Below are 11669 nucleotides of genomic sequence, written 5' to 3'. Positions count from 1 at the left end.
GCCCATGACCGCCCAGAGCCCGAGTACAAGCGCGGGCCGCGCGGCCTGGGCGCCGTCGAAGAATGAGACCGACCGCAGCAGCGAACCGCCCGCGCCCGGCGGCAGCCACTGCCCGAGGGCGCCCGCGGCTTCCGGCAGCAGTTCGGGGGCCGAGCCCACGCCGGAGAACGGGTTGCCGATCAGTACGACCGTCAGCGCGCCGAGGCCGATGCCGGCCGTGCCGATCAGCGAGGCGATACCGGCCACGGCGCCGCTCACCGCGAGCGTCGACAGGGCGAGCGCGCCCGCCTCCGTCCACCAGTCGCCGGTCAGGGCGCCGAGCCAGCTGTGGGTCAGCGCGGCGGCCACGATGCCGACCAGGGCGGCGGCGCCCACCAGGGCAAGGGCGGCGCGTACCCCGCGCAGCCCGAAGAGGGTCACTACGGATCCGGCCGCGATGCCCGCGAGCGCCATCGGCAGCACGCTCGCGCCGAGCACGGCCCCGCGCGGGTCGCTCGCCGGTGCCGCCACCACGTCGTCGACCTTGATCTGCGTGCCCGGCGGTGCCTGTGCGGTGACGGCCTGCTGGAGCATCTGGGCCACCACGGGGCTCGCGGCCGTGGCGGTCAGGAGCTCGGGGCCCTGCCGGCCGACGACGACCGCGCCGTATACGTCCCGGTCCTCGATGGCGGCGCGGGCGGCGGCCTCACCGGCGTACCGATGGACCTCGAACGCGCCCTCGCGCTGCTGCAGTTGACGCTCCACCCCGGCCACGGCGGCGGGGGCGCCCGCCACCCCGATGGGCAGATCGCGCGGTGCCGTACGGGCCGCGGGCCAGGCGAAGGCCCACAGGGCGAGCGCGACGATCGCCGGGACCAGCAGGATCACGGCGATCAGCCGGGCGTTCTGCGTCCGGGGTGGAGGTGTGGCGGAGGCGGTGGACATATCGGACTCCTGGGGCCGCTGCTCTATAGAGAATGATCGTTCGTTTTACGTTCTGGGGCCACTGTCCCGCCGTCCCCGTTTCTTGTCAAGAATGAATGTTCGTTTTAGCTTTGGGGCATGGCTCGCGTATCCCAGGAACACCTAGACGCCCGTCGCCGGCAGATCATCGACGGCGCGATCCGCTGCTTCACGCGCGGCGGCTTCCACGCCACCTCGATGCAGGACGTCCTGCGCGAGGTCGGGCTCTCCGCCGGTGCCGTGTACCGGTACTTCAGCGGCAAGGAAGAGTTGATCGCGGCGATCGTCGGCGAGGCGTTCGGCACCATCAAGGCCGCCTTCGAGGACGCCGCGAAGCAGGACCCGCCGCCGCTGCCGGACGAGCTGCTCGGCCACGTACTGAGGACCGTCCTGGGCGGCCGGGTCGGCGGTGGAGGCGTCGAGTTCCCGCGCCTGGCCCTCCAGGTGTGGGCCGAGACGCTGCGCTCCGAACAGCTCGCGGCGCCGCTGCGGGAGGGCTTCGTGGAGATGCGGGCCGCCTGGAGCCTGCTGGTCGACGCCTATCGTGAGGCCGGGATCATGCCCGACGACGTACCGGCCGACCATGTGGCGCGCACCATGATGGCCCTGGCGCAGGGGTTCATCGCCCAGCAGGCCCTCTTCGGGGACGCCCGGGTCGAGCACCTGGAAGGCGGGCTCCGGGCCCTGATGCGTATGGAAGTGCCCAAGGCCAGTTAACGCGCAGGAAAAACTTCGGCATTAGCGTGCAATGTCTTCCGGCGGGATGACCAAACCAAGGTCAACAAGATGTTGACGGCAAATAGTCTCCCGCTGCGCCCTGGCGGAGGCAGGCCCCTCAGCTTGCCTCCTCGGCCCGGACGATGCCGGTCACGCCTGCCCGCACGCAGGCCGACCATGACGGACTGTGAGGTGGCACGCGTGCAACTGACCCCGCACGAACAGGAACGGTTGCTGATCCATGTGGCCGCGGACGTGGCCGAGAAGCGAAGGGCACGCGGACTGCGACTCAATCATCCCGAGGCGGTCGCCCTGATCACCTCGCACGTCCTCGAAGGCGCGCGGGACGGCCGCAGCGTCACCGAACTCATGTCCTCCGGGCGGAAGTTGCTCGGCCGCGACGACGTGATGGACGGGATCCCCGAGATGCTGCACGACGTCCAGGTGGAGGCCACCTTCCCCGACGGTACGAAGCTCGTCACCGTCCACGAGCCGATCGCCTGACGGGGGAGTCCTGCCGATGTCCGCCGCCCAGCCCTTGGTTCCTAACGCTTCCCTGAGCCCTTCTTCGGCCCCTTCCGTTTCCGCGATACCCGGCGAGATTCTCTTCGCCGACGAGCCCGTCGTCCTCAACGCGGGCCGCCCCGTGACCCGGTTGACCGTCCTCAACACCGCCGACCGGCCCGTCCAGGTCGGCTCCCACTACCACTTCGCCGAGGCCAACCCGGGCCTGGACTTCGACCGGGCCGCCGCCCGTGGCCTGCGCCTGCACATCGCCGCCGGTACCGCCGTCCGCTTCGAACCCGGCATCCCCGTCGACGTCGAACTCGTACCCCTCGCCGGACTGCGCCGCGTGCCCGGCCTGCGCGGTGAGACCGGAGGTGCCCTCTATGGCTGAACTGACCCGCGCCGCCTACGCCGACCTGTTCGGCCCGACCACCGGTGACCGCATCCGGCTCGCCGACACCGACCTCCTGATCGAGATCGAGGAGGACCGCAGCGGCGGGCCCGGACGCGCCGGTGACGAGGCGGTGTTCGGTGGCGGCAAGGTGATCCGCGAGTCCATGGGCCAGTCCTGTGCGACCCGCGCCGAGGGTGCCCCGGACACCGTGATCACCGGTGTCGTCATCGTCGACCACTGGGGCATCGTCAAGGCCGACCTGGGCATCAGGGACGGGCGGATCACCGGTATCGGCAAGGCCGGGAACCCCGACACCATGGACGGCGTCCACCCCGACCTCGTCATCGGCCCCGAGACCGAAGTCATCGCGGGCAACGGCCGGATCGTCACCGCCGGCGCCATCGACGCGCACGTCCACTTCATCTCGCCCACCATTGTCGACACCGCGCTGGCCGGTGGCATCACCACCCTCGTCGGCGGCGGCACCGGCCCCGCCGAGGGCAGCAAGGCGACCACCATCACGCCCGGCTCCTGGCACCTGGCCCGGATGTTCGCCGCGCTCGACTCGACGCCGCTCAACATCGGGCTGCTCGGCAAGGGCAACACCATGTCCGGCGACGCCATGCACGCCCAACTCCGCGGCGGCGCCCTCGGGTTCAAGATCCATGAGGACTGGGGCGCGACCCCCGCCGTGATCGACGCCTGCCTCGGGGTGTGTGACCAGAGCGGTGCCCAACTCGCCATCCACACGGACACGTTGAACGAGGCCGGGTTCGTCGCCGACACCCTCGCCGCCATCGCCGGGCGCTCCATCCACGCGTACCACACCGAGGGCGCGGGCGGCGGGCACGCGCCCGACATCATCACCGTGGTCTCCGAGTCCAACGTGCTGCCCAGCTCGACCAATCCGACCCGGCCGCACACCGTCAACACCGTCGAGGAGCACCTCGACATGCTGATGGTCTGCCACCACCTCAACCCGGCCGTCCCCGAGGACCTGGCCTTTGCCGAGTCCCGGATCCGGCCGTCCACCATCGCCGCCGAGGACGTACTGCACGACCTGGGCGCCATCTCGATCATCTCCTCCGACGCCCAGGCGATGGGCCGCATCGGCGAGGTCGTGCTGCGCACCTGGCAGACCGCGCATGTGATGAAACGGCGCCGCGGCTTCCTGCCCGGCGACATCCGCGCGGACAACCATCGCGTACGTCGCTATGTCGCCAAGTACACGATCAACCCGGCCGTCGCCCAGGGCCTCGACCGCGAGATCGGCTCCGTCGAGACCGGAAAGCTCGCCGACCTCGTGCTGTGGGACCCGGCGTTCTTCGGGGTCAAGCCGCTCCTTGTGCTCAAGGGCGGGCAGATCGCGTACGCGCAGATGGGCGACGCCAACGCGTCCATCCCGACCCCCCAACCGGTGCTGCCCCGGCGGATGTTCGGCGCCCTCGGCTCCGCGCCCGCCGGGAACTCGCTGAACTTCGTGACCCAGTCGGCGCTCGACGACGGGCTGCCCGAACGCCTGGGCCTCGGCAAGGAGTTCACCCCGATCACCAGCACCCGCGGCGTCAGCAAGGCGGACATGCGGGAGAACGACGCCCGCCCGGACGTCCGGGTCGACCCGGACAGCTTCGCCGTCACCATCGACGGCGAACGCGTCGAGTCCGCACCGGCCGTGGAACTGCCCATGGCCCAGCGGTACTTCCTCTTCTGAGCGCCGCCGAGGAGCTGTCCGACCATGAGCAGAGCAACCCTGTTGGTCCTGGCCGACGGCCGCTTCCCCGCCGGAGGGCACGCGCACTCCGGCGGGGCGGAGGCCGCCGTCGCCGCGGGCCGCATCAAGGACGCGGCCGGTCTCGAAGCGTTCTGCCGGGGCCGACTGCACACCAGCGGCCTGGTCGCCGCCGCCCTCGCGGCCACGGCGGCGCTCGGCGTCGACCCGCTGCTCCTCGACGACGCGGCGGACGCCCGCACTCCGTCCGCCGCCCTGCGCACCGTCGCACGGAAGTTGGGGCGCCAGATGATGCGCGCCGCCCGTTCCACCTGGCCGTCGCCCGAGCTCGACGCGCTCGCGGCGGTCCGGCCCAAGGGTGCCCACCAGCCCGTCGTCCTCGGACTCGCCGCGCGGTCGGCCGGGCTCGGGCCCGAGGACGCGGCGCACGTCGCGGTGTACGAGGCGGTGAGCGGTCCCGCCACCGCTGTCGTACGGCTGTTGAGCCTCGACCCCTTCGACGCGACCCGCGTCCTTGCCCGGCTCGCGCCCGAGCTCGACCGGGTCGCGGCAGACGCGGTGGCGGCCGCTCGGCGCGTACCGGACCACGGCGTCGACGCGCTGCCCGCCGCTTCCGCGCCACTGCTCGACATCGGGGCGGAGGCGCACGCGGGGTGGGCGGTGCGGTTGTTCGCCTCGTAGGCCCGTCCCGACCACCATTCCCCGCCCCGTCCATTCGCTGACCTGAGTACTGGAGTTCCCATGCACCTCGACCACTCCCACGACGGTCCCGCCGCCGTCAGCGCCGATGCCGTACGTCCCGACGGGCGGCGCCGTGCCCTGCGGATCGGGCTCGGCGGGCCGGTGGGCTCGGGGAAGACCGCCACCGTGGCCGCGCTCTGCCGGACCCTGCGCGACGAACTCTCCCTCGCCGTGGTCACCAACGACATCTACACGCGCGAGGACGCCGCGTTCCTGCTGCGCGAGGCGGTGCTGCCGCCCGAGCGGATCACCGCCGTCGAGACCGGGGCCTGCCCGCACACCGCCATCCGTGACGACATCTCCGCCAACCTGGAGGCCGTCGAGGACCTGGAGGACGAGGTCGGCCCGCTCGACCTGGTGCTCGTCGAGTCCGGCGGTGACAACCTCACGGCCACGTTCTCGCGCGGCTTGGTCGACGCCCAGGTCTTTGTCATCGACGTGGCGGGCGGCGACGACATCCCGCGCAAGGGCGGCCCCGGCGTGACCACGGCCGACCTGCTCGTGATCAACAAGACCGACCTCGCCCCGTACGTCGGCTCCGACCTCCAGCGCATGGAGCGCGACGCGAAGGAGCAGCGCGCCGAACTCCCGGTCGTTCTCCAGTCGTTGAGGTCCGAGCACGGCGTCACCGATGTGGCCACATGGGTACGCGAACGCCTTGCCGCGTGGACCGCCGCGTGAGCTCGGCGGTCCGCGTCTCCGTGGACGAGCCCGGTGCGGTGGGTGCCCCCGGCGCGGGCGGAGCCGTGGCGTCGGGCGGCCGGGACAGCTCCGTCGACAGTGGCATCCGGGCGGTGGCCCGGATCCGGGCCGAGGTCGACGCGCGCGGTGTCAGCCGTCTGCCGGTACTGGAGGGCGAAGGTCCGCTCGCCGTACGACGGGTCCGCAGCTCCGGACAGGAGGCGCGGGTCGCCCTCGTCGGAGCCATGAGCGCGCCGCTCGGCGGTGACCGGCTGACCGTCGAGGCCACGGCGGGTGTTGGCGCCCGGCTCGACATCGGCTCGTCGGCCGCCACCATCGCCCTGCCCGGCCAGTCGGAGCGGCCCGCCCGCTACGACGTACGGCTGAGCGTCGCCGAGGACGCCGAGCTGCGCTGGCTCCCTGAGCAGCTCATCTCCGCGTACGGCAGCTCGCTGCGTATGACCACCCGCGCCGAACTCGCCCCCGGCGCCCGGCTGTTGCTGCGTGAGGAGCAGGTGCTCGGCCGGGCGGGGGAGGAGCCGGGGGCGCTCACCAGCAGGCTGACCGTGCGCTGCGACGGGCGCACACTGCTCGACCAGGAACTGTCCTGCGGGCCCGGCGCACCCGGCGGCTGGGACGGACCCGCCGCACTCGCCGGACATCGGGCGCTCGGCCAACTCGTCGTCGTCCACCCCGAGTTGGCGCACAGCCCGGCCGAGCCGCGGATGCTCGGCGAGCACGCCGCCCTGACCCCGCTGGCCGGTCCCGGGCTCCTGGTGACGGCGGTGGCGGCCGACGCGCTGCTGCTCCGGCGGGTGCTCGACGAGGCGGTCCGGCTGGTCGCGTGGTGAGTCAGAGGCGTCGGCGCTAGGCGACCGCTGAGCGATCAGGTCGCAACCGGTTATCGGATTGGCAAAGAACAACTGTCCGATCTGTTGCCAGGGACCCGTCAGACGCAAAGATCCCCCGGAGAACTCGAAACAATCTGGGGGAGGTACCACTTGAGACGCACAGCTGTGCTCGGCTCGGCCGGCACTCTGATCGCGGGGACCCTCATAGCGGGCGCGATGGCCGCCCCGGCGGCGAACGCCGACAGCGGTCGTCGCACGGTCTCGGAGGCGCAAGGCGCGGCCATCGCCGCGGCGCGGGCCGCGAAGACGGGGATCGACTGGAAGGACTGCCCGGCGGACTGGGGGCTCGCGAAGCCCGTCGAGTGCGGCTGGGTCAGCGTGCCGCTCGACTACGCCAATCCGCAGGGCAAGCACATCAAGCTCGCCGTTGACCGGGCGAGAAGCACCGGCAGCAAGGACGAGCGGCAGGGTTCCCTGGTCTACAACCCGGGCGGACCCGGTGGTTCCGGGATGCGGTTCCCGCTGCGCATCACCAACAAGGCTCCGCTGTGGGAGAAGACCGCCAAGGCGTACGACTTCGTGGGCTTCGACCCGCGCGGTGTCGGCCACTCGGCGCCCATCTCCTGTGTCGACCCGCAGGAGTTCGTGAAGGCGCCGAAGCTCGACCCGGTGCCGGACTCCGAGGCGGACAAGAGCGCGCAGCGCAAGCTCGCCGCCGAGTACGCGGACGGCTGCCTGGAGCGCAGCGGCGAGATGCTGCCGCACATGACCACGCCGAACACCGCCCGCGACCTGGACGTGATCCGCGCCGCGCTCGGTGACAAGAAGCTCAACTTCGTCGGGGTCTCCTACGGCACCTACCTGGGCGCCGTGTACGCCACGCTGTTCCCCAACCATGTGCGGCGCATGCTCGTCGACAGTGTGGTCAACCCGTCGCGGGAGAAGATCTGGTACCAGGCCAACCTGGACCAGGACGTCGCGTTCCAGATGCGCTGGGACGACTGGAAGGCGTGGGTCGCGAAGAACGACGCCACCTTCCACATCGGCGACACCCCGGAGAAGGTGGAGGCCCAGTGGCTGAAGCTGCGCTCCGCGGCGAAGAAGGAGCCCATCGGCGGCGTCGTGGGCCCGGCCGAGCTCATCGGGTTCTTCCAGGGCGCGCCGTACTACGACTCCGCGTGGGTGCCCACCGCCGAGGTGTGGAGCAAGTACCTCGCCGGTGACGAGCAGGCGCTGGTCGACGCCGCGGGCCCGGACCTGTCCGACACCGCGGGCAACATCGCGTCGGAGAACGGCAACGCCGTCTACACGGCCGTCGAGTGCGCCGACGCCAAGTGGCCCACCAGCTGGAAGAAGTGGGACCGCGACAACACCGAGCTTCACAAGAACCATCCCTTCATGACGTGGGCCAACGCGTGGATGAACCTGCCGTGCGCCACCTGGGGTGTGCAGCAGCAGACCCCGATCGAGGTGAAGTCCGGCAAGGGCCTGCCGCCGGTCCTGATCGTGCAGGCGGAGCGGGATGCCGCGACGCCGTACGAGGGCGGGGTCGAGCTGCACAAGCGGCTCGAGGGCTCGCGTCTCATCACCGAGAAGGACGCCGGTTCGCACGGTGTGACCAACCTGGTCAACCCGTGCATCAACGAGCGGGTCGACACCTACCTGCTCTCCGGCAAGACGGACAGCCGCGACGTGACGTGCACCCCGCACGCCACACCCAAGCCGTAGCTCCGTCCGACTGAGACTGGTCGCCGTGGGGCGGCCGGAGTTCCCTAACTCCGGTCGCCCCACGGCCCGTTCAGCCCCTACCGTGCCGCGCCGCCGCTAGCCCTTCCGGTGCTGTGTGGCCAGCCAGGCGTCCTCCGCCGCGTAGTCGAACAGCTCGCCCATGGGGTCGTAGGTCGCGGCCATCCGTGGGAACGCTTCCCGCCAGTCCTTGCCCTCGACTCGGGCGCGCAACTGCTCCACGGTCTCGGGGAGCGTCTGCTCGTACTCCCGGACCGGGCGGTAGCCCAACTCCCTTGCCGCCGCTGACATGTCGAGCACCATCGGGTGCGCCAGGCTCCACGGGGTGTTGCCCACGGTCGGCGCCGGGGGCTCGCCGGGTATCAGGACCGTTTCCGTACGCACCCCGAGCACCTCGTCGATCGCCGTGCCGATCTCGGCGACCGTGGGCGCGGTGGGGTCGGCGGCGTTGAGCACGCGGGCGCCCGGTCTGGCGGCCGCGAGCCGGATCAGTTCCGCGAGGTTGTGGGTGCTCACCGGATGGAACCGGCTCGTCCCGCCGAACGCCAGGATCCGGGTGCGCCGACCGTCCAGGATCCGCTTCACGAAGAACAGCTCGCGCGGCGAACCGCAGTGCAGCCCATGCACGGCGCCCGCGCGCAGCAGCGTCGTCGGCAACGTGTCCGCGGCGGCCAGGAGTTCGCGCTCCAGGGCCACCTTGCGGCCGCCGTACGCATCGCCGGGCGGCAGTGTGCGGTACGACTCGGGGAGCGGCACCGGGTACCTCGGGTGGCCGTCCGGCTCGTCCTGGGTGAGGAAGCTGCGGCCCTGGTCGTCCTCGTAGATGGCCGCGCTCGATATCACCACGGCGGAGCCGATCCGGTCGGCGAGTGCCGTCAACTGCCGGGCGTGCCGCACCTCGTACGCCACCACGTCGACCACCAGGTCCACGCCGTCGCCGATCAGTGCGGCGAGTGCCGCGTCGTCCTCCCGGTCGAGCCGTGCCGTCCGTACCGTCTCGGGCCAGGACTCGTCGCGGGCCGCGCCTCGCGAGGCGGCGGTCACTTCCCAGCCGTCCTGTGCGAGCGCGCGGACCGCGGCTCGTCCGATCTGTCCCGTGGCCCCGATCACCAGCGCTTTCTGAGTCATGTCTGGACCGTACGTGGCCGCCGGCCCCGGGCCCAGGGTGATCTGCTGACCGCAGATAATCGGGTGCGCGGAAGCGTTGGCCGCGTAGGTTCAGCGGGACCGGGTACCGGGCGGAACCGCCCTCAACGGCGGGGCAGCTTGGGGAACTTGCGCTGCTTGCCCGTGGCGGGGCGCCCCTTCTCCGCCTGCTTCTCGGCTTGTTCCTCGGCCTTCACGACGGCCGCGTACCGGTCGACGTACTCCTGGTCGGAAAGCCCCAGGATCGCGTACATGATCTCGTCCGTGACCGCCCGCAGGATCGCCTTCTCGCTCTCCATGCCTTCGTAGCGGGAGAAGTCGAGGGGCTCGCCGAAGCGGATCGTGACCTGTCGGAAGCTCGGCAGCTTCTGACCCGGCGGCTGGGCCTCGAACGTCCCGATCATCGCGCACGGGATCACCGGCACTCCGGCCTTGAGCGCCATCGCCGCGACGCCGACCTTGCCCTTGTACAGCCGCCCGTCGTGGGAGCGCGTGCCCTCCGGGTAGATACCCAGCAACTCGCCCTTGCCGAGCACCCCGAGCCCTTCGCGGATCGCCGCCTGGCCCGCCTCCTTGCCCGAGCGGTCGACCGGGATCTGGCCCGCGCTGTGGAAGAACGCAGCCGTCAGCCGACCCTTGAGACCGGGGCCCGTGAAGTACTCCGCCTTGGCGAGGAACGTGATCCGCCGCTTGATGATGGCGGGCATCAGGAAGTGGTCCGAGAACGACAGATGGTTGCCCGCGACGATCGCCGCGCCGTCCGCCGGAATGTGCTCAAGGCCCTCGATCCGGGGCCGGAAGATCAGTCGGAGCAAAGGCCCCAACAGCACATACTTGAGCACGTAATAGAACACGGGGTCGCTCCTCACTGGGCAGTGCCGTTCCGACACTGCGTTGTACCAGGTCGCCGGGTGGGCGGGGAGAGGCCGGGCGGACGGCACGCCGGAACGGCGCCACGCGGCGGGACACCCTGAGGCAACCCTGAATGTCCCTCATCCTTCCCTGACAACTGTCAGAAGTCTTTGACGTGTTCACCGGGCGACTGCACCGTGGTGTGAGGCGGGCCGCCGAGCGGCAACTCGACGGCCCGTGCACGACCTGAGCCGTCCCGCGCGGTCATCAGCCACGACCCGCGCGGGGTTTCCCCTGCGTAGAAAGCGGGTTCGTCATGCCCAGTCCTGCACCGTCCACTGTAGTCGCGGCATCGAGCAGCTATGCCGTCGCCATCGCGGATTCCGCCGAGCAGATCCGCGCCGCCCAGCGGCTGCGCCACGAGGTCTTCGCCGGCGAGATGGGCGCCCGGCTGCACACACCGCTGCCGGGGCACGACATAGACGACTTCGACGCGGTCGCCGACCACCTCGTCGTCACCGCCACGGACACCGGCCAGGTCGTCGGAACGTACCGCCTGATCCCGCCCGGCCGCACCCAACGGCTGTACTCCGACGGGGAGTTCGACCTCGGCGACCTCTCCGGCATCCGCTCCCAACTGGTCGAGACCGGCCGCTCCTGCGTCCACCCGGACCACCGCAACGGCGCGGTGATCAACCTCCTGTGGGCGGCCCTCGCCCGCTATCTGCTGCTCTCAGGACACCGCTACCTCGGCGGCTGCGCGTCCGTGCCGCTGGCCGACGGCGGCCGGGCGGCGAGCAGCGCCTGGCTCCTGGGCAACGGCAAGCACGCCTCGCCGCCCGAGCTGCGCGTGCACCCGCACCACCCCTGGCACCCCTCCGGTCCGCTCGACGGCCCGGCCCGCGCCGCCGACCTGCCGCCGTTGCTGCGCGGCTATCTGCGGCTCGGCGCCTGGATGTGCGGAGCACCCGCGCACGACCCGGAGTTCGACGTCGCGGACTTCTACGTACTGCTGCCGATGGACCGCATCAACGACCGTTACCGGCGGTATTTCCTGGGGGAGGAACGATGAACGGACCACTGGCGCCCACGACTTCGGGCCGCTCCGCGAGACCGGGTCTCGCCACACCGGGCCCCGCCCGTACGCCCCTCGACAGCTCACCCGCTGCCCACACACCCCCGTACGATCCCTGGTTCCCGTACTCGCCCTGTACTCCCGCCTGCGCCCGGCACGGGGCCGCGCCCGTGCGTCCGTCCGCAACCGCCCGGAGGTATGCGGCGTTCGGGCAGGTCGTAGCGGGCGCCCTCGCCTCGCCCGCCGCGACCGGAACCCCGCAGGCGGTACGCGACCGGGCCCGCCTGC

Annotated in this window: 12 protein-coding genes; 9 read left to right on the top strand and 3 right to left on the bottom strand. The window is 71.4% G+C overall.

What is annotated here, in order from left to right; all coding sequences use genetic code 11:
- Window positions 1-924: ABC transporter permease (locus GUY60_RS25605; RefSeq protein WP_161701835.1), on the bottom strand; the 924-nt coding region annotated here is incomplete at its 3' end.
- Window positions 925-1041: 117 nt separating this feature from the next.
- Here GUY60_RS25605 and GUY60_RS25600 point away from each other — a divergent pair.
- The 8 genes from GUY60_RS25600 (at window position 1042) to GUY60_RS25565 (ending at window position 8290) form a co-directional block, all read left to right on the top strand.
- The gene (locus GUY60_RS25600) at window positions 1042-1659 is read left to right on the top strand and encodes a TetR/AcrR family transcriptional regulator (RefSeq protein ID WP_161701834.1); all 618 of its coding nucleotides are present in this window, start codon (window positions 1042-1044) and stop codon (window positions 1657-1659) included.
- 201 nt (window positions 1660-1860) lie between these two features.
- The gene (locus GUY60_RS25595; protein ID WP_161701843.1) at window positions 1861-2163 is read left to right on the top strand and encodes an urease subunit gamma; all 303 of its coding nucleotides are present in this window, start codon (window positions 1861-1863) and stop codon (window positions 2161-2163) included.
- Between the two features lie 16 nt (window positions 2164-2179).
- Complete coding sequence (locus GUY60_RS25590) at window positions 2180-2557, top strand: urease subunit beta (protein ID WP_246235650.1); 378 nt, start codon at window positions 2180-2182, stop codon at window positions 2555-2557.
- Entirely contained in the window at window positions 2550-4271 is a 1722-nt protein-coding gene (locus GUY60_RS25585; protein WP_161701832.1) for an urease subunit alpha, read from the top strand. Before GUY60_RS25590 ends, GUY60_RS25585 begins: the two co-directional genes overlap by 8 nt.
- 24 nt (window positions 4272-4295) lie before the next feature.
- Complete coding sequence (locus GUY60_RS25580) at window positions 4296-4970, top strand: urease accessory protein UreF (RefSeq protein WP_161701830.1); 675 nt, start codon at window positions 4296-4298, stop codon at window positions 4968-4970.
- 60 nt (window positions 4971-5030) lie between these two features.
- Window positions 5031-5711 carry an urease accessory protein UreG gene (gene ureG / locus GUY60_RS25575; RefSeq protein ID WP_161701828.1) on the top strand — a complete coding sequence of 227 codons (681 nt, stop codon included), beginning with the start codon at window positions 5031-5033 and terminating at the stop codon, window positions 5709-5711.
- A gap of 65 nt (window positions 5712-5776) precedes the next feature.
- Entirely contained in the window at window positions 5777-6562 is a 786-nt protein-coding gene (locus GUY60_RS25570; protein ID WP_312866418.1) for an urease accessory protein UreD, read from the top strand.
- 150 nt (window positions 6563-6712) lie between these two features.
- Window positions 6713-8290 (top strand): alpha/beta hydrolase, encoded by a 1578-nt coding sequence (locus GUY60_RS25565; RefSeq protein WP_188132907.1) that lies wholly within the window; start codon window positions 6713-6715, stop codon window positions 8288-8290.
- A 96-nt stretch (window positions 8291-8386) separates the two neighbouring features.
- Here GUY60_RS25565 and GUY60_RS25560 read toward each other — a convergent pair whose 3' ends face one another.
- Both GUY60_RS25560 and GUY60_RS25555 read right to left on the bottom strand, forming a co-directional pair.
- Window positions 8387-9436 carry an NAD-dependent epimerase/dehydratase family protein gene (locus GUY60_RS25560; protein ID WP_246235643.1) on the bottom strand — a complete coding sequence of 350 codons (1050 nt, stop codon included), beginning with the start codon at window positions 9434-9436 and terminating at the stop codon, window positions 8387-8389.
- 122 nt (window positions 9437-9558) lie between these two features.
- Window positions 9559-10308, bottom strand: coding sequence for a lysophospholipid acyltransferase family protein (locus GUY60_RS25555; protein WP_161701824.1), 750 nt, complete (start codon window positions 10306-10308; stop codon window positions 9559-9561).
- A gap of 314 nt (window positions 10309-10622) precedes the next feature.
- Between GUY60_RS25555 and GUY60_RS25550 the strand changes: the two genes are divergently transcribed.
- Window positions 10623-11378: a GNAT family N-acetyltransferase gene (locus GUY60_RS25550; RefSeq protein WP_161701822.1), complete on the top strand. Its 756-nt coding sequence runs from the start codon at window positions 10623-10625 to the stop codon at window positions 11376-11378.
- Window positions 11379-11669: the final 291 nt, after the last annotated feature.

It is taken from the genome of Streptomyces boluensis, assembly GCF_009908195.1.
Taxonomy (GTDB): domain Bacteria; phylum Actinomycetota; class Actinomycetes; order Streptomycetales; family Streptomycetaceae; genus Streptomyces; species Streptomyces boluensis.
The sequence above is the reverse complement of the archived record's forward strand: the minus strand, read 5'-3'. Positions and strand labels throughout refer to the sequence as shown.

Coding starts and splice junctions, on each gene's coding strand:
- GUY60_RS25600 (WP_161701834.1), top strand. CDS start 1,042: ATGGCTCGCGTATCCCAGGAACACCTAGACGCCCGTCGCCGGCAGATC.
- GUY60_RS25590 (WP_246235650.1), top strand. CDS start 2,180: ATGTCCGCCGCCCAGCCCTTGGTTCCTAACGCTTCCCTGAGCCCTTCT.
- GUY60_RS25585 (WP_161701832.1), top strand. CDS start 2,550: ATGGCTGAACTGACCCGCGCCGCCTACGCCGACCTGTTCGGCCCGACC.
- GUY60_RS25580 (WP_161701830.1), top strand. CDS start 4,296: ATGAGCAGAGCAACCCTGTTGGTCCTGGCCGACGGCCGCTTCCCCGCC.
- ureG (WP_161701828.1), top strand. CDS start 5,031: ATGCACCTCGACCACTCCCACGACGGTCCCGCCGCCGTCAGCGCCGAT.
- GUY60_RS25560 (WP_246235643.1), bottom strand. CDS start 9,436: ATGACTCAGAAAGCGCTGGTGATCGGGGCCACGGGACAGATCGGACGA.
- GUY60_RS25550 (WP_161701822.1), top strand. CDS start 10,623: ATGCCCAGTCCTGCACCGTCCACTGTAGTCGCGGCATCGAGCAGCTAT.